The organism is Clostridioides sp. ZZV14-6154, assembly GCF_020657785.1.
Classification (GTDB): domain Bacteria; phylum Bacillota; class Clostridia; order Peptostreptococcales; family Peptostreptococcaceae; genus Clostridioides.
The window spans coordinates 97684-121496 of sequence record NZ_JAGWCY010000008.1 but is presented as its reverse complement, the minus strand read 5'-3'; the positions used below and the strand labels follow the sequence as shown (position 1 = coordinate 121496).

The following is a 23813-nucleotide window of genomic DNA, read 5'->3' as shown; positions in this document are numbered from 1 at the left end:
CTCTAATCCCTTCTTTCATTTATAATATTTTCTATAGCGTTAACAAGAATTTCACCAGATGTCTTTGGTGAGTATTTACCAGGAAGCCCAAGACAAAGATTTGCATTAATACCTAAATTTTGTGTAGCAGAATAATCTAATCCACCAGGAGAAGAAGCTATATCTATAATAGTTACTTCTCGTGATACTTTTTCTAATTTCTCTTTCGTTAAAATACATTCTGGTATGGTATTAAAAATATAATCAAACTTTGAAAGATTTTCATCTAGTTGATTTAAAGAAATACTAGAATACCCAAATGCATTAGCCGTACTCCTTGCATCATTATTTCTTGCTCCAACACATACATTTGCATCTAAAGCATATAATTTTTTAGCAAGTATTTGTGCACATCTTCCGAAGCCTAGTACTAGACAGTTACTTTGGTGCATATTGATTATACTTCTTTTAATCGCTTCTGATATGGCTCCTTCAGCTGTAGCAACTGCATTTAAAATAGCAACATCATTCATCTTCATAAAATCATAAACCTGAATAGAGTGTTGCTCACAAAATTTGTAAACTTTAGTTGGTATGTTGCCTCCAAATAGTATTTGATTAGGAGATAAGTTAATTAACAAGTTATCAATAGTAGCATCAAGACAACCATCAGTATTTTCAATACTAAATTGATTTTTTGTAAATGGAATTGGACATAAAATAATGGAACTTTTGGATAGTGCTTCAGCTAGTGAAGTTGCTTTTCCAGCGATTCCATTTACAATTTCATTTGCTATTCCATATACAACTACAGAATATCCTTTATTAATTAGTTTTTTTACCATGTACACTTGTCGCAGGTCTCCGCCTATAACAGTTATATCGTATTGATTTGACATATTGTAAGCCTCCTTTACTATATACAATATGTTTTTATCAATATATTGGTTCACTAAAATTATTAAATATTATACTTCTAACATTGCTAATAATGCTAATCTATCTATCTTTTCAGAAGATGTATATGGTAATGAATCTAAAAAAATAATTTTTCTTGGAATTTCATTTCTAATTAAATAATTTCTAATCTTAGTCAATAAATCCTTCTTTGTAATTTTATCTATGGTTGTTACAAATAATGCAATTTGACTTCCCCTTATAGTATCTAAATAAGGTAATGCAACTGCATCTTCAATTTGAGGAATTCTTTTGACTACATTTTCAACTTTAGTAGAACTAACTTTAAATCCACCAATATTTACAACATCATCACTTCTTCCTTCAAATATCAAATATCCATCATCATCAAAATATCCAATGTCATTGACAGAATAAGGCTCTGATGCATTATATACTGCATATTCGGTATTTACAAAAATTATTCTGTTCTTAATATATACATCTATTTTTGGAAATGGCTTACCTATACTTAATGGTTTCTCAATCAATTCATCATAACACAAATATGTAATGTAGTTTAATTCACTTGCTCCATAATATAAAATTATTTCAGAGTCTGGCATATATTTTTTTATTTTTCTTGCTGCATCCTCAAACAACAATTGAGAACCTGTAAAAACACTTCTAACTTTAACTATTGTCTCACTTAAATATTTAACCAATAACTGAAGTTTTGTAGGTATAAGATATATGTTAGTTATATTGTATTGTTTTATTGCATTTATCCATGTTTTATAATTTAAAACTGAACTTATTACAATACTACCACCTTCATAGAGTACTGACATTATAGAATTTAGATTTCCTGTAAAACTAAGTGTTCCATTGATAAACAAAACAGAGTCCTCATAAATATGGAAAACTTCATTTTGTATAGGAAAAAATCCAGCCCAGCTTTCATATGTTCTATATAATACTTTTGGGACATTTGTAGAGCCTGAAGATAAAGCTCCCATACAAATTTCTTTATCTAAATAGTCTAAGATATTATTATATTGATATACATTTATACTGTGATGGTCTGTAGAAGAATTAGTTATCTTTAATATCCTATTGCAACTACCATTAGATAAATCATTTATATCTATATTCTCATCAGATATAACAACTGAAATATTATTCTTTATTAAAATATCACTTAATACTCTTTTAGAAAGATTATAATGACAAATGATAGGCACATTATTTGAATAGTTAACACCTAAAAAACTTACTAATTGGAACTTTATATTTTTAGAATAAATTAAAACAGGAATATTTTCACCTATAGAAATTTGTCTCCCAATCTCCTCACTATCTCTTAATATACTGTCATAAGTATACTTTTCTCCATCTATAATCAAAAAATCTTTATCTTTATAGCTGTTTCTTTTTACTTTCAAAAGTTCATAGTAATTCATAATCTACACCCTTTCAATCAATAAAGCAGAGCCTAATCCCCCAGCAGCTGCTATAGAGCAAATTCCATACCTTCCATTAGTTTTTTCAAGTGCTTTTAAAAGATGTAACGCAATAATTGCACCAGAAGCACCATATGGATGACCATATGCTAAAGCCCCTCCAAATATATTATACCTATCTATTAATGCTGGATATTTTCTTTGAAATAAAACATCTATAACTGCAAATGCTTCATTAAATTCAATCGCAGATATGTCCATATAGTTAAGCTTTTCTATCTCTAAAATCCTCTCCATAGCTTTCATAGCAGATGTTGGGCTTAAATGTGGCTCTGTTCCTATTGTACAAGAGTTAATAACTTTAGCTTTTGGATTCTTTTTTGTAGTCTCTAAATATCTTTTAGAACACAGTATAAGAAATGAAGCTCCATCATTAATAAGACATGCATTTGCTGCATTTGTAATACTTCCCTTTCCTAAAATCGAAGGTATCCTATCTAATAATCTTTGGCTCATTTTATCACGTATACCTTCATCATATGTATTGCTATCTATAGGAGATATAATATCTTCAAGAAATTCTTCTTCTCTTGTGTTTTTTGCTCTTCTATGACTTTCTTTTACCCAATAATCTAATTCTTCTTTCTCAATTTTATATAACTTTGCCACTCTTTCTGCACCTTCGAGCATACTATTCTCACTATTATCATCTGGAGAAAATTGAGCAACTGCATAGCTTGGATTATTGATATTATATCTTTTATCATTTTTATGATATGTACGCATTGGTTGTAGAGAGCTACTCTCAAAACCTCCTGCAATAATTAAATCACATTGCCCAGATTTAATCTTTGAAAATGCTATATCTAAACTCATCATAGCAGAAGCACATTGCATATCTACAGTAAAAGCAGGAACTTCACTTTCTATTCCCGCTGTTAAAGTCATTAATCTTGCGATATTACCTCCTGTACCAACTGCATTTCCACATATAATCTCATCAATCTTATCAATCTCATACTTTTCAATTAGATGTTTTAAAACCTTTGCTCCTAGTAATTCTGGTTGAACACATTGAAAAATTCCATTTTTTAAACCTATATGACTTCTTAATCCTCCTAATATAAAAACATCTTCCATACATTATATCCTCTCTTCATCATAGATTTCTTTTAAGTACGTTATTTAATTTAACACCTAAAAAAGATGCAATAATTGCTTTTATCGTATCTCCAATTAAAAATGGTACCACTGCTGCAAAAAGGGCTGCTTCTACTGTCATTTGATTAAAGTAACACATAAATACTGTTCCCATAAAATATATAATAGGCATACCAACAAAAATTGTTATTGGTATATATCTTTTAATATCATTATTTTTACCTTTTAATAAGCTAATAATTAGTGATGCAAATAAAAATCCAAAATAAAAACCACCTGTTGGGCTTAGTAATTTGCCAATTCCAGATGCACCTCCACCAAATACAGGGATTCCAATTAAACCTATCATTATGTATACACCAACTGTACTAAATGCTTGTCTTGGAGTTAATATTAAAGCTATTAGATTTATCATTATTGTTTGTGCTGTTACTCCTGCTGGTGTAAATGGTAATGGTATATATATATAGGATGATATACATAATAATGCTACACATATTGACATTTTAGTTAAATCTTGAATATTTACTCTATTATTTTTCATTTTTATAATTCCCTTCATATGTCTTATTCAATTTAGTTTATATGTACATATAATAAACCCTCTATTAAGGCTTTGTTTTAGTATAAAAGAAAGACAGTTTTTTGTCAACTTCAATACAATTTTAGGTTTACATTTAATTTATAAGTAAACTTGCTTCTAATCCTTTATGTTTTAATGGTTATTTATAAAATTTTACTTATAAACAAATCTATTTGCCCTATACTTGTAAATTATAATATGATATATTTTATATGAGATTTTATTTCATATAATAAATTAACAAGGAAGTGACAATATGAAAACTAATGAAAATCAATTAAACAACATAGATAAAGAACTAGATGAGCTTAGTAAGAAAGTTTATTTAGAATCCCCAGATTTTTGGATAAGTATTTCTGACAAAATAGTAGATAAAATTTTTGATGAAATGTTATTATTTTTTGCAGTAAAATATGATTATTACAATATACTATCTTTTGCAATTGAAAATAATTATATAGATTTAAATATGCCATCAAAAAATAAAGACTATCCAAATATAATGAGTCATTTTTTAGACACAGCAAAACAAAATGAAGATAAAAAGATTTATAATTATCTTTTAAACTTAAATAAAGAAGATACCATAGGTGAAAACGCCTCTTTAGATGATTTAAATCACAATACTGAGAAAGATACTTTTGGAAAGAAAGATGTATATATTCCAAAATACATGTGTCCAAACTGTAATACTAATATTTTTGATACAGGTTACAGAGTATCAAATGATATAACATATAAATTTTCTTTTCAAGATGCCGAACCTGTTGAAGTATCTAATGAGATTACTTCTATTAAATGTTGTAATTGTGATAAATCAATAGAAAATGTAACTACTGACAAATTGTATAGTATATGTAAAATTCAAAACTGTGATAATTGTGGTTCTAGTTTAACTAAAGTAGGAATTATTGCAAAGAAAAAAATGGACTTTAATGAGAATACTGAAGAATTTGGATATGTTTCAACATCTTATTGCTGTAGCAATTGTGGCTCTAAAATAAATTCATCTCAAAAAGAATACTTTAAGCTTTAATATCTTATATTTTTAAAATAATTTCAAATAATAATACTCTGTTATTAAATATTATTATAGAAATTTTTGGGGACATATTTGGAAATATAACATAAATAATTTTTATATAGACACTTTAATGGTAATTAAAATTGCTATGAAATTAAATATTATTAAACTAGTTTCATAGCAATTTTTAGTAATATAATTTTTATTAAGTTTGGACAAATTCTATTTTCTATTTCTTTAGTATACCAACCATAACTCTTAAATCAATTGTTATATTAGATATCCCTGACTTTATCAACTTTAAAATTTCTTCTTCATCTAATGTTGATGTTAAAGGAGTCATTTTAACCAAATTCATTAAATTTAATACACTGACATCAGTTTTATAATTGATTCTATTTTCATAAACTACACTTAGATGTTTTTTAAATACAGCTACAATGTTTTTATTGTCATAATCATTATTCTTTATATTTCCCTGTATATTTGTCCTTATTTCTTTTAAATAATTTAATTCTGGGACAATCTTTACTATTATTCCATCATCATTTAAAACCCTTGTAAATTCCTTATAATTTGCAGGAGAAAGTATATTTAATATTACATCAAACTTATTATCTTTAAATGGTAGATTTGACAAATCTGAAATACACCATATAATTTCATTCTCTCCTCTTGTAGCTATAGAAATACCTTCTTTAGCTATGTCAATTCCAATTAATTTACATATATTATTAATATTTTTATCTTCATATAATTTATTTAAGAAATATCCTTCTCCACATCCAGCATCTAAAATATAGTTAATATTTTTATCTAAAGTGTAGTTATGAATTGCAGACTTTATTTCTTCTGTTAAATTATCATATGCTTTAGAATTATATATTTCATGTCTTGATTCAAATAGTTCTTTATCATAAATAGTTTTAGTATTACTATTTAATAAGTTAACATATCCCTTTTTGGATATATCAAAGCAATGATTATTTATACATCCCATGCTATTTTTATCAATTGTAATCATATCTTCTTTACAAAGTGGACATTTGAATACATCTATATTTTCATTAAGTAGTAATTTAGCAATTTCTATCCTTTTTAATTTTCCAACAATCTTTTTACCTTCATTACTTATATTTTGTTTCATCTCCATAATCTCCTCAAATTTACTATTTAATTTAAATAGCACGAAATTATGGCTACTTATATAAGGTATGTTTCTATATCTTATATAAAATCATGTTATAAGTTTTTGTAAAATAGCCACAATTTGTGCGCTATCCTCTTATTCTAATATAATGCATAAATGCTCTTTTATTCATTATTTTATCCTCCCATAATTATATATTTTGTAATATATACTAGGTTACAAGCATATATGATTCAGGATTTTAAGTCTCACCATTATAAAAATATATCTATCTAGATAGTAAACATTTTAATCGCTATTCTAATATGAATATACTAAAGCTGTTTACTATATTCCATTAGATATTCTTTAAACCCTGAATCTTCATTTACTTGTTCTTTTACTATATTAAAACCTTTTTTATTGTAAAATACAACTGCTTTTTTATTATCTTTATATACTGCTAAGCTTAGATTTTTATACTCTTTAATTACATAATCTAAAAGTTTGCTTCCTATTCCTAGACTTTGATAATTTGTACTTATAAACAAAGCTCCTATAAATTCATTATCTATAATACTTATAAATCCTTTTATTTCTTCTCCATCATCATATACAAAAGTTTCAGATATAGGCATATATTCGTTTTTAACAATATTGTAGCTATTTTTCCAATAATCTTTATTTATAAAATCATGTGCTTTGATTGTACTTTCTTCCCAGATTTCCATTATTTTTTCTATATCTTTGTTATTTGATTTTCTTATCATAAATTTTACCTCATCTCATTATTATATTGAGTTATTCTTAAATCCTATACTGTCTATTTTACTCATAAATATTACTGGATTATAAGTTAATATAACTCCAGTAATATCTATTTTATATAAATACAGTTTACTAATATATCTAATTAAAAATTGACTAAATTTAATCTTATCTCTTTTAAATAATTATTTCTTATAAGTAAGAAATACACTATTTGAACTATAAACAAGCTTCCCATTACCAAAACTGCAGATGATGCAACCTCTATATCAAAAGAGTTCTTGAGTGCAGTAAGTGCAAATACCGAATGTACAACAGCTACTACATAAGGTAACAAAAACACAATTCCAATCTCAATGGTTGAAGCTCTTTTAATCTCCTTATATGTCATCCCCAATTTATTTAACTGTTCATACTTTTTCTTGTCAATTTGACAATCCATATAAAACTTATTATATAAGAAACTACTTGTAGTAACAAAGAAAATTAAACCTATAAATACTGCTAAAAACATAAATGTAGAATATGTTAGTTTACCAGTTTCTATCATTAATTCTTTAGAGAAAAACAAATATGGTTGCATTCTAGACTCATTATCAAATTTATCTTCAAATTGTCTACATATATCTATAGTTTTACTTGAATCTTCTACCTCAAATGTTGAAAATCTATCTATTATAAACTTTGATTTTATACTATCATAAAAATTATCTTTTACCACATACATATTTTTATAATACGCTGGCATAACACATTCTTCAACTTGTTTTGCCACCTTTAAACTTCTATTCCCTATAATGACATTTTCTTTGACTTTCTTATCTCCAGGTAAACTTGATGAAAACAATGATATAGATTCATTATCTTCAAAACTTATAGGCTTAACTCCTATAGTCTTTGTAATTTCTAGGTACTTTGATTCTTTCATTATTCTCACATTAAAATCACTTTTCTTAGGAAATACAGTTTTAAACTCACCATTAACTCTTGCATAATCTATACCTTCTTTTTTCAACTTATTTTCTATAAAACTCATTCTTTCCTTATCTTTCTCTTTACTGTCAGGTTTATTAGTGTCATTATGCAAAGTCATTGTTGAATAATATATTGTGCTAGGATATATTAAATTAATTTGACGTTTTACATCTTTCCAAAATGAGTAAACAGTACCTATAGCAGTGAATGCCACTGCAGAAGTTATAGTTATCAAAAAGAATATCCTAGCATTATCTTTTACCTTATAAATTAAGTTTGAAATCCAAAGCATATTTGTATTACTTCTATAAAAACTTTTCTTCATCTTCAATTTTTTTATAAAGTACACACTAAATTGAGAAAAGAATAAATAAGTTGCTACTATCGTCAGAGATGTAACTGGAACTAAGCGTAAATATGTTGTATATTGGTCAGTTGATGTAACAGCACTATAATACGCTATTATAAACAGGCAAATACTTAATATAGCAAGTATTAGTGATGTTTTAGGCTCTGGTTTTGGAGTTTTTGTACCTTTAAGTAACTTCAATACTTGATTTTCCTTAATTATAAAAGAAGTAAATATAGATGTTAATATAGCTAAAACCATAAAATAAATTAAAGTGGAAAACATTGCATTTAATGGTATATAAAATTCTAGTGGTGATAATTCTAAAAAAGTAGACATAGTTACTAAAAATATCTTTGAAAAAATTAAACCTACTATTATCCCAATTACAGAAGATACTATATTTATTACTATATTTTCTATAAGAACCAATTTCATTACTTGTCGTTTTGATATACCTGTAATATAGAGTATTCCAAACTCTTTATATCTACTCTTAAGAAAAACACTCACTGAATAAAACACAAAGAAGAATAAAAATAAATATGCAATTATTTTACTCATCTTAAGCCCTTCTTTTAAATAGTCAGGAAATTGAGCTATATCTAAACCTGGATGACTTGTAAACATAATAAAAGAAAAAAGTAGTGAAGAGGATATAACAATACTTGCTAAATATCCTAGATATGCTTTAATATTTCTTGAAATATTATTAATGGCAAATTGTTTTATGTTCATTAATTATCTCCTCCCAATAATGTAAGCACATCCATTATTTCTTGATAAAATTGCTCTCTACTATTTTCCTTATATATTTCATTGTATATAGCTCCATCCTTTATAAATAAAATATGATTACAATAGCTTGCTGCTAATGGGTCATGAGTTACCATCATAGTAGTAACTTTATTCTCTTTATTTATCTTTTGAAATAGCTCCATTACAGTCTTTGATGATTTTGAATCTAAATTACCTGTTGGCTCATCTGCTAAAAGTATTGATGGTTTATTGATTAATGCCCTAGCAATAGCAGTCCTCTGAGCTTGGCCACCAGACACTTCAAAAGTCCTTTTATTTAATAAATCTTCTATACCTAAAATTTTAGATACTTCATTTAGCTTTTCATCTTGTTCTTTTACACTTACCTTATCTAATGTCAATGGCAATACTATATTTTCACCAATAGTTAAAGTATCTAATAAATTAAAATCTTGAAATACAAACCCCAACTCTCTTCTTCTAAATAAGGCAAGTTCTTCACCTTTTAATGATAATGGATTTTTACCTTTTAATTCTATTTTTCCTGTAGTTGCTTTATCAATAGTAGAAATCATATTTAAAAGAGTAGTCTTGCCACTTCCAGATGGTCCCATAATTCCTACAAATTCTCCGTCCTCTATACTAAAACTTATATTGTTTAATGCATTAAAAATCATTTTTTTACCATATACTTTGCTCAAATTACTCACAATTAAGGTTTTCATTATTTATAACTCCTTTCTAATTTATAAAATGACATGAAGTATATATTAAATACTACTCATATTAATTAAAGAAATTTTATATAAATACTGAATTTATTTTAGTTTATATACTAATTATATTGGTAAAAGCTAATATAGCAAGTACTATACCTGCCACTATTCTATATATAGCAAATACTCTCATTGGTTTTTTCTTTAGAAAATTTACGAACTTTTCCATCACTACTATAGACACAAGAAAGGCTACTATAAATCCAACAATTAAAGCAATCCACAAAGTTGGTGTCATTATTGAATAATCAAATTCAAATAAATCTAGTCCTGAAGAAGCTACCATTGCTGGTATAGCTAAGAAAAATGAAAATTCTGCTGCTGTAGGAGAATTAAGCCCTGCTATCCATCCACCCATAATAGTAGATGCACTTCTTGACATTCCTGGCCACGCAGATAAAACTTGTAATACACCGATTTTTAAAGCTTGCACTGGAGTGATTTTATCTATATTATCTGTTGAGTGCTTCTTTTTTCTAAATAGAGTTTCTATTACTAATAATAAAATACCCCCAACTATGAACCCTATAATTACAGATTGTAAGTTAAACAATGCTTTTATGTTATCATAAAATATAACTCCCACAATCCCAAATGGTATACAACCTACAATAACATTTATTCCAAATTTAAATCCAGTTTTTCCTTCCTTACCTCCAGTAAATATGAATTTAAAAAACTCTATAACACTATCCTTTATTTTTTTCCAGTAAAGTACTACTACTGCTAGTATAGCTCCAAGTTGTATTACAACTTCAAACATCTCAGCAAATTGACCTTTAAAATCTATTAAGCTTCCCACCAAAATCATATGACCTGTAGATGACACTGGAATAAATTCTGTAAGTCCCTCTACTATAGCTATTATGATTGATTTTAATATAAAAATAATATCCAAACTCATTGATAAACACCCTTTCTTTACTATATAATCTTCTTAAAATTTCTTTTCTTATGTCATTTCTTATATTAATTTTAATTGACATTAGAAAATTTCACTATCTACAAACATTACACAAACATTACATCTATGTAATATTTGCAAAAAATAAACTATCTTAAAATTAGATTGTATAATTATAAATCTTATTAAAAAATATATACACATTAATTTTAACAAGACATTTAAATTATAAATACAATGTTAATCCATCTTAAAATAGTCTCTTATTAGTTTATATTATCTTTACTAAATATTATTGAAACTTCGGTTCCTTTTCCTACTTCTGATTTTATATTGACCTTATGACCTAAGTTGTCACATACTTTTTTTACTAGATAGAGTCCCATACCTGTAGATTCTCCAAATTTACGTCCATTTTCTCCTGTAAAAAATGGGTCAAATACTCTTTTTATATCTTTAGATACAATTCCAACACCTTTGTCTATTATACTTAAAATTATAGACTTATTATTTTCTTCAGATTTTATAATCAAATCTTTACTATAATCTTTAGAATATTTAACTCCATTTGTAATTAACTGATTTATTATAAATTTCATCCATTTTATATCTGTATAAATATAAATAGATTTATCTATATCTATTTTAGGAATTATCCCATTCTTTATAAATAATCTCTTTTCATCATTTATAGTATCTACTATAATATCATTCAAATTAGCTTTTTCAACCACAAAATCTTTCTGAAATTCATCCACTCTTGCGAAATACATAGCCATGTTTAAACCTTTATTAACTCTATCTATCTCCTTTTTTATATTTTCAGTAACTTCTTCACCTTCATATTCCTGAAGTTGAAGACTTATAACTGATATTGGAGTCTTCATTTGATGAATCCATTGGTTGATAAAAGTTAAATGTTCACTATGTATTTTTTTATGTTCCTGAATCATTGATTGATATAATCTATGTTGTTGTTTTAAAATAACTGATATGTTTTCTCCAAAAAAAGAGCTCCCTAAATATAAAAAGGATTCATCTAAAGAGTTTATACCTTTTTTAAAGAGATTATATACTTCTCTATTTTTATAATATTTATATATCAAAAAAAACAATAAGATAAAAGTACTAAACAATAAGATATATAAAGCTTCTTCTACACTGATAAATTTCATAAGACTACAATAAATAATTGTCATAGATATTCCTAAATAATATATAAAAATATAGCCTTTACAATCTTTAAATAATAATTTCATATTCTCTCCTTACCAATTTTTATTTAACTTATATCCTACTCCTCGTACAGTTTGAACAGCATCATTTATACCTAACTCCTCAAATCTTTTTCTTATTCTACTAACATTTACATTTAGAGTATTTTCTTCTACAAACTCAATATCATCCCATATCTTTTCTAATAGATAATCTCTACTTACTACTTTAGGGTATTTTTTTATAAGACACTCAAGTAATATTCCTTCTTTTTTAGTGATAATCAAGGTCTTATCCTCTAACTCTAGCTCTAATCTTTCTGGATAAAACTTTAGTCCATCTAGTTCTAATATTCTCTCATCTATTTTAGGCGAATATTCACCATATACCCTTCTTATATGACTTTTTATCTTTGCCATTACTACATCATAATAAAAAGGCTTTGTTATATAGTCATCAGCTCCACTTTCTAAAGCTCTAATCTGGTCTAAATTACTATCTCTAGCTGATACAAAAATTATAGGAATATTTGATTGTTGTCTAATACATCTACACCAATAGAATCCATCAAACTTTGGTAAATTTACATCTAAAAGCACTAAGTCTGGCTTGAAATTTGCAAATGTAGTAATTATATTATCAAAGTTTTCTTCAACCATTACTTCAAATCCATATTTCTCTATATAATCTTTAAGTAATGTACTTATTGATATATCATCTTCTACAATATATATTTTATGACTCATATAATTCCTCCATATTTTAATTTTCTTATTTACCCTATGTTAATATTACATTCTCATATTGCTCCATATATAAACATACCATTAGCATATATTTTTATCAATAGAATAGAAAAAGTTACCTTAAATAAGGTAACTTAAACTTTTAGCACTATTAACTCTACTATTTAGCATTATATATTAATTCTTTTATGTCTACTTTTTTCTCTTGTAATCCATTTTTTATTAAGAAGTCTTGTGTCTCTTCAAGAGAAGATATATCTTTGTCTGTTATATCTAAACTAAAATCATACCAAGCATATAACTCTTTAGTTTCTTCAACGCTTAAATCAACTTCTTTTGCTACCTTTTCCATAGCTTCATCAAAGTTATTGTCTACATATTCTAAAGTTTCTTTTTCAACTTTCATAAATCTTTCAACTACCTCTGGATGTTTTTCAGCAAAATCTGTACTAACAGCAGTTACTATTATACCATCTACTAAACCTTCACCATTTGCTACAAGTTTACTTCCAGACTTCATGGCTTTAAGAGCTGCTGGTCCAGCAATCAATGCAGCATCAACACTACCATCAGAAAGAGCTGCTGATGCTTCTGGAATACCCATATTAACAAACTCAACATCATCCATACTTAGTCCTTCTTTATCAAGTGCTGCAATTAATACTTGATGTAATATAGTTCCTTTTGGTCCAGCAACCTTCTTGCCAACTAAATCTGCTGCTGATTTTATTGAATCATTATTTGTTAAAATCATAAATCCTTTTGGTGATCTACTATAAGTGTTTAATATTTTTAAATCTACACCATTAGATGCTGCTATTAAAGCTGATGTCCCTCCTAATGCATGTAAAAAATCTATCTCTCCAGCCGCTAAAGCCTGTGTTTGCTCCGGTCCTGTAGTTATTTCATGAAAATTAACTGCTATATTATCCTTTTTAAATTCTTTCCCAAATAAATCATCTTGTTTTTGAATTATAGAAGGCACATTTAGTGGTGATTTTACATAAGTTAAATTTATTTCTGAAAGATTTTCACCCTCATTCTTTTTTGCACATCCAGCTAAAGACGCTGTTGTAAGTGTTAATATTGTTATACCTATCAATAGTTTTTTTAATTTCATATTTTTACTCCTTAAAATATTATTAATTTCTTTAAATGCTTTTATTTGATTTCATTGTCATTAAAATATCTTTTTTTAATTTAATATAGTAATTTGAAGTTAAATCTCTATTATAATCATCCTCTATATTAAATTCTTCTATTTTTCTTTCCTTTGTAAAAACAACTATTTTTTTGCCTATCTTTAATGCTTCATCAATATCATGAGTTACAAATATTACACCTTTATTGGTTGATTTATGTATTCTTATAACTTCATTTTGCATATCAATCCTTGTAAAATAATCTAGTGCTGAAAAAGGCTCGTCCATAAACAACATATCTGGATTAAAAGAAAGTGCTCTAGCTATACTTACTCTCTGTGCCATACCTCCTGAAAGCTCATTTGGATAAGAATTTTTAAATTTCTGTAAGTTCATCATTTTAAGATATTTTTCTATATCAATACTATCTTGTTTGTTTGATTTACTTAAATCATCCTTGCCATTTAAATATATAAGATTATCATTTCTATCTTTATTAGTGGTACTTTTTGAGTGATTTAACTTATTGAGTATTTTATTTAAAAGAGTGTTTTTTCGTTGATTGTGAAAAGCTATATTTTCACTTACATTTAACCATGGCATCAACCTACTTTCTTGAAATACAAAGCCAACATTAGGTTTATACTCTTTATTATCTTTTACAAACCTAATTTCACCACTATTTACATCTTCAAGTGATGCAATTGCCCTAAGTAAAGTAGTTTTGCCACATCCACTTTCACCTAAAATTACAGTTATATGACTTTTATCTATATTTAAAGAAATATCACTAAGCACTACATGTTCTTCATTATCAACTTTATAACTTTTAGATAGATTTCTGATTATATACCCAGAATTACATACTAGACTACTCATATGCTTCCACCATCTTTCCTTTGCTTACCTTCTTTACAATAATTGAAAATATATAGTCTGTAATTATTCCTAGAAGTCCAATTACAATTATTCCTACAATAACAACATCTGTTCTAGACATTTCTTTTCCATCAGATATTAAATATCCAAGACCTGACGAAGCAGCTACAAGTTCAGCTCCTATAATTGCTCTAAAACTATATCCAAGTGCTAACTTTAGACCAACTGCAATATCGAGAATTGCATTAGGAATAATTATTCTAAATATTATCTGAAGCTTTGACAATTCAAATACTCTGCCTACTTCAATTAACTTTGAATCACAATTTTTAATCCCCTTTAATGTACTTGTAAAGATTGGGAAAAAAGATGCCAAAATTATAATTATTATTTTTGATTCTTCACCTATACCAAACCATAATATAAGCATTGGTATTAGAGCAAGCGGTGGTGTATTTCTCAAAAAATTTATCAATGATTTAAAGTACTCATAAACTTTACCATAAATTCCAAAGAATATACCTAAAGGAACACCTATAATTGTACTTATTGCAAACCCTATCAAAACTCTTTTCATACTTGCATATACATTAATAAATATTGAACCATCATTTATCATATTTAAAAATGTACTATACACTTTTTCAGGTGGTGGTAGTATATATTCACTCCAAATACTAAGATAATTTGTAATTTTCCACAATACAAGAATTATAAAAAATATTAAAACACTTTTTATTAACCTCAAAAGTTTATCATTAATTTTATTGCCCATTTACAAACCATCTCCATTATTACATCCATCTTTACAATAAAACATTTCTACTATATCGTACTTATCCTCAGAGCCATTTTTAATTTCTTGTATTTTACTTAATATTTCATCTTCACTTGATACTTCAAGAACTTTTTCAAAAGAATCCTTAAAATATCCTAATGGAATTGGAGATTCATCTATTTTTCCAAGTGATTTTATACCTTCTTTTTCAGCAAATTCCTTCCATGTATAAAATACAGCATTATCTTTGCCTTTAAACTTTTCACTTGCAAAATCTCTTAATTGTGTACATGGACAGGTTACTATTAACATATCTTCTTCACTTTTAATATATTTTTCATATAAGACTCTACAAGTCCTTACTAATATTGGTTCTATCATAGGAACTTCAAAGCCACTTATCAAATTATTTCTTTTTAAAAGATTTATGCTTTCTGGACATCTACAATCTAACATTGTATTTTCAATTTTTTTTGCATATTCTTTGTACTGATTCTTTACATATTCTAATTGCGCCTCACATTCAACCATTATGTACCCTTTTTTTATCAAAGTTTCTTTGATAATATTAAACTTTTCCCCATACATTTTTTCTGCTACTGGATTTATTAGAAGATATTTATTCATAGCTCCTCCTATTATTTAATATTGAATATTATTCTCAACTATTAGTTTAAATGAGCACTTAGTTTTTGTCAATATATTAATTTTTTCTTAAAAAAGTAATGTTTATTTACAAATTATTACTATTTTACTTACAATATTAAAATAATATATTCAATTTGTTTTAACAATAACATATGTATATTACTATTAATCTACTTATAATGATATATACACAATTAGTATAGATAATTTGACACTGATTCTATATATGTAAAATAAAAATGTGATAAAAAACTAAATTATACTTTGCTAATTTACTAAAAAAAGTGAAGTATAATTAATACTTCACTTTTTTTAGTAATCACAAATATTTTATTTTAATATCATCAATAATCTGTAAAATCTTATCTCTAACATCTATGGGTTCTAGTACCTCAATATTTTTTCCAAAAGAAAGTATATATCCATAAATCCAGTCGTTTTGTGGATATTGTACAGTCACTATAAAATTTCCATTGTTATCATCTGATATATTGTCAATATCAAATTCATCATATACTCTATATCCTATATCTTTAGAAATTTTCAATTCCAAATTGATATTTTTATACTCATTTTCTTTTATTTCTCCTACTTCTGTTGGTATACTCCTCACAAATGTCTGCTCACAGACGCAGATATTTCTCATCCTTATAATTTTAAAAATTCTATAATCATTTTTTTTACGACAATAAGCTTTAAGATACCATGATTTTTCTTTAAACCAAATCATAAGTGGCTCTACACAGCGTAAACTTATTTTTCCATAAGTGTCTATATATTCAAAAGTTATAATATTACAATCTAATATAGCAGATTTTATCTTTACAAATTTATCTTTTTCTCTATCATCACTACCCCAATGAGAAAAATCAACACTTATCCAGCTTGTATCTGATTTGCAGAATAAAGGTTTAAGTTTTGCCAATGTAGAATCAATATTTGGATACTTAAGTGCATTTAAGCTCTCCAGTGAAGCTAAAATTTCATTCTGCTCTTGCTCAGATAAAATAGATTTATCAAAAGTGAAATTATCTAAAATACCTATACCACCATTTCTACCTTTGTCAGTATAAATTGGAATACCAGAAGATGACAATATTTCAATATCTCTACAAATAGTTCGTCTAGATACTTCAAAGTGTTCAGCTAACTCCGTTGCAGTGACTCTTTTCTTATCTAACAGGATATAAATAATTTCAAATAATCTATTACTTTTCATATAATCACCTCATTACTTTATTATAGTATAACAATAAAGCAATATATATACTTACATCTCTCTTTTTACTTCAAAACGCAAAACAGTCTTCAACAAATCAGCATTTGATACTTTACTTTCATTAGTTATATATATTTCACGATGTATATCAGATTTTCTTATAAGTTTATTTTTCTTGCAAAATTCATTCATAATAATAAAACTCTCTGGTTCATTATCATATAAACCTCTATGAAGCATTTGAACACATAGTCCATCATTAATAATTCCAAATTCAACATTTTCAATCAGATTATGTGGCTTTTTCTTTTTTACTATCTCAATTGCTTTGCTTAATAAATCTTGTGTAACAAAGTCTGGTTGACGTATCATTATAGTATAAATCAATTCTTCCTTAATAAGTGTACTTGAACATTTACTATCTTCTGTTTTATCCCATATAGCTTCTAATGGAAAAACAGTATAATCAAAGTAACCTTCTGGCACAATACCCTTTTTAGGCATAGTTTTTATTGCATATGCTAAAGAATATAGAACTCCAATTGCCTCACTAAACTCTTTATCATTTGGATTTCCTTTTCCTTTTATCATAATAAATTTCTGTTCTGGTACATCAACTATTACAGGATTCTCATTAGGTAAATATAACTTTTTATCTTTCTTTCTCCATTCATACTTCATAAAAAATACCTCCGTATATTTATTTTATACATTGATATTATCATGATAAAAGTGACAACAGTGTGTCACAATTTATAAAATAAATTATATTATAAAATCTTCATCTTCTAACTCTTCATAGACCCCTTTTTGATATCCATTACCTTTAGTTGAAAAGAAATCATGTGTTTTAGTTTCAGTACTAAGTCCATTTAACACAATTGGATTGATAGCATTTACAGTATAAAGTCTTTCAAATCCTAAATTTTCTAAAGCTCTATTTGCATTGTATTTCAAAAAATCTACAACCTCTTCTTCAAGTCCACTATCTTTATATATTACATTTGTATACTCTATCTCATTTTCCATAAGAATATCAAGTATAGAATACATCTTATCTTCTAATTTTTTCTTATCAGCATTGTCAAATGAATTGTATATTTCTTGCGCAAGAAGTCCTATATATTTACCATGTAAAGACTCATCTCTAAGAATAAGTGATATTATTTCTCCACTAGCAACCATTTTTCCTTGACCAGACAGATACAATGGATAAAAGAATCCTGAATAAAACAAGAAACTCTCCAAAAACACACTTGTAACCATTGATAAATATAAATTCTTTTGGTTTGTAGTATTTTCATATTGAGCTAAAACTAAATCAGCCTTTCGTTGTAATGTTGGCTCTGTTTCTATCCATTCAAATAAATCATCTATCTCGGAGTTAGAAAGCAAAGTCATAAATATAGAAGAATAACTTTTTGCATGTATTTCTTCCATAGTACCCATAAAAGATAAAACTGCTTTTCTTTGAAGATTATCTGTTAAACTCATCATCGATGGAATCCCATTATTCCCTTGCTTTGTATCCAGTAATGTCAGTCCACCTAATACTTTTTTATATAAATCTTTTTCATTATCATCTAATTCATTCCATACCTTAATATCTTTAGAAACAGATATTTCTTCAGGAAGCCAAAATTGTTTTACATTTTGTTCCCAAAAAGCCTGTGTGAATCCATCTTCTTCTTTATTCCAATTAACTGCATCATGTGTTTTATGTAATTTAAATGTCATATATTTCTCTCCCTATACTGAACATACTAGACACTCATGAGTGTCTCTTGTCATCTTTGTTCTTGTGTAATATAAACTTTTCAGACCTTTTTTATATGCATATATGTAATGTCTAGCTATATCTCTAGTTGTCTTTTCATCTGTAACAAATAATGTTGTTGATATTCCCTGGTCAACATGTTGTTGAACTGTTGATACTAAATCTATAACTTTCCTCATATCCATTCTATATGCTGATTGATAATACAACATATTTTCATTAGTTAAAAATGGCATTGGATATATCGTAGTTGAATCTCCATATGTTCTTACTTCTACTGGCTCAGTAATTGGCATTATACTTGATGTTGCATTTTGAACATAACTAATACTTTGAGTTGGTGCTACTGCCATTAAATATGCATTATATATACCTTTTTCTTTGACCTCATCCAATAATTTTGTCCAGTCTTCTTTTGTTGGTATATAAATACCTTCAAATAATGCTTTTACCTTTTCTAACTTAGGTAGATAAGATTGTTCATAGTATTTTGATAATACCTTGCTTTTTCTTCCCTTAGCATACTCTGATTTTTCAAACCCTTCAAAAGTTTGATTTTTTTCTATAGCTATTTTCATAGATGCTTTAATTGAATAATATCTAATCATTGCAAAAAATACATTAGAAAACTCTATAGCATCCTCTGAAGTATATAAAATATTTTCTCTTATTAAGTATCCATGTAAATTCATAGCTCCCAATCCTATAGAATGAGATTTGCTATTGCTATTATTTACAGTCGGTACTGGCTTTATGTCTGTTTTATCTGCTACAAATGTCAATGCTCTTATCGATGTCTCAACTGTGCTTTCTATAGTTTTATTGTCCATAACATTTGCTATATTTAAAGAACCAAGATTACAACTTATATCTTGACCCCATTTATTTTCTCCACCATAGCCTTCTATTTCTGAAGATGTTTGGTATTGGAATATTTCACAACACAAATTAGACATTTTTACCATACCAACCTCTTTCAATGTATGTTCCCTATTGGCTGTATCTATGTACACTACATATGGATATCCACTTTCTTGTTGCATTTGTGCTATTTTAGTCAACATTTGTCTAGGATTTATTTCTTTTTTTCTTATATCTTCATCATTAACTAACCTATCATACCACTCACTTATTTCTATCTCATCAAGGTAAACTCCATACTTTTTATACACAGTATGAGGATAGAATGCATAGGCTACTTCATTTTTTTCTGCTAACTCCATAAATTTATCAGGTATAATAGCTCCCAGCGATAATGTAGCAAGTCTTATTTTTTCATCAGCATTTATCTTTTTAGTATCCATCAATAATTCAAAATCAGGATGAAATACTGTGAGATAAACTGCACCAGAACCTTGCCTAGCTCCCATCTGATTAAAATAGCTGAATGATTGTTCCAACATTTTAGCTACTCCAACAACACCTCCAGCTGCACCTTCTATATCTTTAATAGATTCACCTGATGCTCTAAGCTTAGATAAGTTTAGTGCAACTCCTCCACCTATTTTTGATAAATGATTTGATGAAGATATAGCATATGAAATACCTTCTGTGCTATCTTCTACAGATAGTAAAAAACATGATACCATTTCTCCTGCTCTTTTTCTTCCAGCATTTAAAAATGTAGGTGTAGCTGGTTGAAATTCTTGTTTTACTATTTTGTCTGCCAAGTTTAAAGCTAGACTCTCATCACCATTTCCTAATGTTAAAGCTACAATTAATACTTTTTCATTATACGTTTCTAATATTTCTTTTCCATCATTACTTTTTAATGCATAATTTTGATAAAATTTATTTGCACTCATATATGACTGAAACTTAAATTTATGTTCCTCAATAAGTTTGTATATCTTTTTGATAAAATCCATGCTGTATTTATGTATTACTTCTTCTAAATAATAACCTTCCTCCATTAAATACTTCAATCTTTCTTCTAGATTGTTAAATTTCTTTAACTTTGGATTTATAAATTCTTCTATGTAACTACTTAGGGCTTCCTTATCCTTTTCCAATTGATATTTCCCTTGTTCATTTTTAATTATCACTTGATTGTTAAGCTCTATCCAATTCATTATTTACCGTCCTTTTAACATAATCTTGTGCTATAATTTCATTTAATTTACTTATTATTTCTTTTAATATTTATCAGTTCAAATTCCAAAAACAACCTATAATTATAGGGCATAATAAGTATTTTTCAAAAACAAAAGCACTACATATAGTTAGTGCTTTATCTATTATATACTACATATAGTATATACACAAATTTTTTTATATCTAAACTTTTATTATTATATCATTGATATTATTTTTATTTAAAGAAGTTAAAATCATAGTTATTATCTTCCTTTCTTTACTTTATTCTCTAAATAAAACCATAAAAATATTTACTCAATGTTTATATGTTACTAGAAATAATAAATCTTCAATAAGATATTTAATATTTTATATATTATTTAGAAGTTTTTTATTTATTGTTATATAATTAAATATATGACTATTTTTCTACTAAATATATAAAAATAAATTAGTGAAGGTGATTTTAATGAAAACTGTTTCTAAACAAGAATTAGAAAAAATACTTGATAAACATTATTTGTGGCTTAAAAATAATAATGATGGAGAAAGGGCAGATTTAAAAGAAGTAAGATTAGAAAATATGGATTTAAGAGGATATTGTTTAAGTAATATTGACTTTTCGTGGTCTGACCTAATCAATTTAAATTTAGAAAAGGCAGATTTAGAAAACTCTAGCTTTAAGAATTCTTATTTTTCAGATTGTTCATTAAAAAATTCTATATTAAAAAATGCAGACCTAGGTGGTGCCAATTTTAGATTTTGTGATTTATCTAACTCAGATATTAGAGGAACTAATTTAGAAAATTCTAATTTGGAATATGCTACATTGGATGGAGTAGTATCAGATGAAAGTACTCGTTTTTTTAAATTGTACTGTCCTGAAACAGGTGCATTTGTAGCTTATAAAAAATGTTTTAATTTTAGAATGGTACAATTATTGATACCAAGTGATGCAAAAAGAGTATCTGCTACATCAAATGCTTGTAGATGTGACAAAGCAAAAGTACTATCAATTACAAGCATAGATGGTAAAGAATCTTTTAAAAGTGCTCGTGCATATGCTGATGAAAATTTTATATATCGAGTAGGAGAAATGGTGGTAGCTGAAGATTTTCATGAAAATAGATGGAAAGAATCAACTACAGGAATTCACTTTTTTTTAACTAGAGATGAAGCTATTGGTTATCTATAAAGTATTATTTTTTTATTTAAGTGTGCAGTTTAAAATACATAGTAAAAAATGTATCACTAAATAAATAATTTCTAAAAAAGAGTATCTAGAGATTTTAAAAATGTACTTTAAAAATCTACTTACGATACTCTTTTATATATTTTATCATTCCTAAATATGCCATAAATTACAATTTACAGTAAATTATTTTTATCAATACTATCCACTATTTTAGAAACTTTATCTACATATTCTATATTATCACTCAAATGCTTATAATATTTATTACTCTCATTTTTAGTTCTAAATGAATAAACTTTTTTATCCAATTTTAAAGCCTCTTTTATAATGTCTATATTTCTTTTATTTGTTTCTCCTACGCTAAATCCTGTGTCTATTATAATCTTAGAATTATTTAAATTTCTAATAGCCAAATCGAAACTTTCATCACTTATTGACTCAAATGGCTTTTCTGTAAACAACTTTATGCCCATAGTCCTACCAATTTCATAATCAATATCATTTTCATGTATTATGCCAGAATATATACCTATACCTCTTTTAGTAAAAGCTCTGTAGATTGGTGTTGCTTTACCACCTCCACCAATTATAAAAACTTCATTTTTTGATTTATTGCTAATTTCTACTGCACCTAACAAACTGTTAAAATTTTTATCCTCTAATTCATAAAGTGAATTTATCATATTTTCATCTACCATATCTTCTGGCTGACCATACGCTATAACTTTGTTGTTTTTCACAAGAACAACCTTATCACAACTTTTTAGCGCTATATCTATTTCATGTAATGAAAGTATTACTGATATTGATTTTTCCTTACTTAGTTTTTTTAGTATATTCATAAGTTCTAATCTATGCTTTATATCCAAATGAGTTGTAGGTTCATCTAATATTATTATTTCTGGCTCTTGAACTAATGCTCTTGCAACCAATACCTTTTGTTTTTCACCATCACTAAGTTCATCAAAATATCTTTTTTTTAAATGAAGTGCATTTACAGATTCTAATGAATCATCTACCATTATTAAATCTTTTTTAGATAGATTTCCAAAAAATCCTGTATAAGGGTATCTTCCCATATTAACTACATCTTGTACAGTCATTAAATCTCCTAATAATCTATTTGTAAGTACTAAAGCCATCTTTTTAGATAATGTCTTTCTGGAGATATGATTTATATCTGCATCATTTAAATATATTTCACCTCTTATTGGTGTTATGAGTTTAGATAGAGACCTTAATATAGTAGTTTTACCAGCACCATTACTTCCCAAAAGACATAATATTTCTCCATTTTTTACCTCTATGTTTATGTCACTTACAACTACTTTTTTATCATATCCAACACTTAAATTATTAGTTCTCAACATG

At 26.7% G+C, this 23813-nt stretch carries 22 protein-coding genes; 2 read left to right on the top strand and 20 right to left on the bottom strand.

Annotation, left to right across the window (positions count from 1 at the left end):
• Positions 1 to 2 precede the first annotated feature (2 nt).
• The 4 genes from dpsA to KGF45_RS15260 all read right to left on the bottom strand — a co-directional run bounded on the left by dpsA (position 3) and on the right by KGF45_RS15260 (position 4044).
• A complete protein-coding gene (dpsA, locus tag KGF45_RS15275; protein WP_227842852.1) occupies positions 3 to 878 on the bottom strand; it encodes a dipicolinate synthase subunit DpsA in 876 nt (291 codons plus the stop codon).
• Positions 879 to 947: 69 nt separating this feature from the next.
• Positions 948 to 2339 (bottom strand): AMP-binding protein, encoded by a 1392-nt coding sequence (locus KGF45_RS15270; protein ID WP_227842851.1) that lies wholly within the window; start codon positions 2337 to 2339, stop codon positions 948 to 950.
• Between the two features lie 3 nt (positions 2340 to 2342).
• Positions 2343 to 3479 carry a thiolase family protein gene (locus KGF45_RS15265; RefSeq protein ID WP_227829576.1) on the bottom strand — a complete coding sequence of 379 codons (1137 nt, stop codon included), beginning with the start codon at positions 3477 to 3479 and terminating at the stop codon, positions 2343 to 2345.
• Positions 3480 to 3498: 19 nt separating this feature from the next.
• Positions 3499 to 4044, bottom strand: coding sequence for a biotin transporter BioY (locus KGF45_RS15260; protein ID WP_227829577.1), 546 nt, complete (start codon positions 4042 to 4044; stop codon positions 3499 to 3501).
• Positions 4045 to 4339: 295 nt separating this feature from the next.
• Between KGF45_RS15260 and KGF45_RS15255 the strand changes: the two genes are divergently transcribed.
• Positions 4340 to 5119 carry a hypothetical protein gene (locus KGF45_RS15255; RefSeq protein ID WP_227842850.1) on the top strand — a complete coding sequence of 260 codons (780 nt, stop codon included), beginning with the start codon at positions 4340 to 4342 and terminating at the stop codon, positions 5117 to 5119.
• A gap of 217 nt (positions 5120 to 5336) precedes the next feature.
• Here KGF45_RS15255 and KGF45_RS15250 read toward each other — a convergent pair whose 3' ends face one another.
• The 15 genes from KGF45_RS15250 to nrdE all read right to left on the bottom strand — a co-directional run bounded on the left by KGF45_RS15250 (position 5337) and on the right by nrdE (position 21243).
• Entirely contained in the window at positions 5337 to 6254 is a 918-nt protein-coding gene (locus KGF45_RS15250) for a putative RNA methyltransferase (RefSeq protein WP_227842849.1), read from the bottom strand.
• A 317-nt stretch (positions 6255 to 6571) separates the two neighbouring features.
• A complete protein-coding gene (locus KGF45_RS15245) occupies positions 6572 to 7006 on the bottom strand; it encodes an N-acetyltransferase (protein ID WP_227829580.1) in 435 nt (144 codons plus the stop codon).
• A 143-nt stretch (positions 7007 to 7149) separates the two neighbouring features.
• Positions 7150 to 9066 (bottom strand): FtsX-like permease family protein, encoded by a 1917-nt coding sequence (locus KGF45_RS15240; protein ID WP_227842848.1) that lies wholly within the window; start codon positions 9064 to 9066, stop codon positions 7150 to 7152.
• On the bottom strand, positions 9066 to 9812 hold the full coding sequence (locus KGF45_RS15235; RefSeq protein WP_227842847.1) for an ABC transporter ATP-binding protein: 747 nt from the start codon (positions 9810 to 9812) through the stop codon (positions 9066 to 9068). Before KGF45_RS15235 ends, KGF45_RS15240 begins: the two co-directional genes overlap by 1 nt.
• Positions 9813 to 9915: 103 nt before the next feature.
• Positions 9916 to 10767, bottom strand: a complete 852-nt coding sequence (locus tag KGF45_RS15230; RefSeq protein ID WP_227829583.1) for an undecaprenyl-diphosphate phosphatase — start codon at positions 10765 to 10767, stop codon at positions 9916 to 9918.
• Positions 10768 to 11033: 266 nt separating this feature from the next.
• On the bottom strand, positions 11034 to 12026 hold the full coding sequence (locus KGF45_RS15225; RefSeq protein ID WP_227829584.1) for a sensor histidine kinase: 993 nt from the start codon (positions 12024 to 12026) through the stop codon (positions 11034 to 11036).
• 9 nt (positions 12027 to 12035) lie between these two features.
• Positions 12036 to 12728: a response regulator transcription factor gene (locus KGF45_RS15220; protein WP_227829585.1), complete on the bottom strand. Its 693-nt coding sequence runs from the start codon at positions 12726 to 12728 to the stop codon at positions 12036 to 12038.
• A gap of 160 nt (positions 12729 to 12888) precedes the next feature.
• Positions 12889 to 13848 (bottom strand): ABC transporter substrate-binding protein, encoded by a 960-nt coding sequence (locus KGF45_RS15215; protein WP_227829586.1) that lies wholly within the window; start codon positions 13846 to 13848, stop codon positions 12889 to 12891.
• Positions 13849 to 13879: 31 nt separating this feature from the next.
• Positions 13880 to 14749: an ABC transporter ATP-binding protein gene (locus KGF45_RS15210; protein ID WP_227842846.1), complete on the bottom strand. Its 870-nt coding sequence runs from the start codon at positions 14747 to 14749 to the stop codon at positions 13880 to 13882.
• Positions 14742 to 15524, bottom strand: a complete 783-nt coding sequence (locus KGF45_RS15205; RefSeq protein ID WP_227829588.1) for an ABC transporter permease — start codon at positions 15522 to 15524, stop codon at positions 14742 to 14744. The genes KGF45_RS15210 and KGF45_RS15205 overlap by 8 nt, the downstream gene beginning before the upstream one ends.
• Positions 15525 to 16154 carry a hypothetical protein gene (locus tag KGF45_RS15200; RefSeq protein WP_227829589.1) on the bottom strand — a complete coding sequence of 210 codons (630 nt, stop codon included), beginning with the start codon at positions 16152 to 16154 and terminating at the stop codon, positions 15525 to 15527. It abuts the gene before it with no gap.
• Between the two features lie 340 nt (positions 16155 to 16494).
• Positions 16495 to 17394: a helix-turn-helix transcriptional regulator gene (locus KGF45_RS15195; protein ID WP_227842845.1), complete on the bottom strand. Its 900-nt coding sequence runs from the start codon at positions 17392 to 17394 to the stop codon at positions 16495 to 16497.
• Between the two features lie 51 nt (positions 17395 to 17445).
• Complete coding sequence (locus KGF45_RS15190) at positions 17446 to 18075, bottom strand: GyrI-like domain-containing protein (protein ID WP_227842844.1); 630 nt, start codon at positions 18073 to 18075, stop codon at positions 17446 to 17448.
• Between the two features lie 84 nt (positions 18076 to 18159).
• Positions 18160 to 19131, bottom strand: coding sequence for a class 1b ribonucleoside-diphosphate reductase subunit beta (gene nrdF, locus KGF45_RS15185; RefSeq protein ID WP_227829592.1), 972 nt, complete (start codon positions 19129 to 19131; stop codon positions 18160 to 18162).
• 12 nt (positions 19132 to 19143) lie between these two features.
• Positions 19144 to 21243 (bottom strand): class 1b ribonucleoside-diphosphate reductase subunit alpha, encoded by a 2100-nt coding sequence (nrdE, locus tag KGF45_RS15180; protein ID WP_227829593.1) that lies wholly within the window; start codon positions 21241 to 21243, stop codon positions 19144 to 19146.
• A 473-nt stretch (positions 21244 to 21716) separates the two neighbouring features.
• Here nrdE and KGF45_RS15175 point away from each other — a divergent pair, with 473 nt between their 5' ends.
• Positions 21717 to 22442, top strand: coding sequence for a pentapeptide repeat-containing protein (locus KGF45_RS15175; protein WP_227829594.1), 726 nt, complete (start codon positions 21717 to 21719; stop codon positions 22440 to 22442).
• A gap of 173 nt (positions 22443 to 22615) precedes the next feature.
• Here KGF45_RS15175 and KGF45_RS15170 read toward each other — a convergent pair whose 3' ends face one another.
• Positions 22616 to 23812 (bottom strand): ABC transporter ATP-binding protein, encoded by a 1197-nt coding sequence (locus tag KGF45_RS15170; RefSeq protein ID WP_227829595.1) that lies wholly within the window; start codon positions 23810 to 23812, stop codon positions 22616 to 22618.
• Position 23813: the final 1 nt, after the last annotated feature.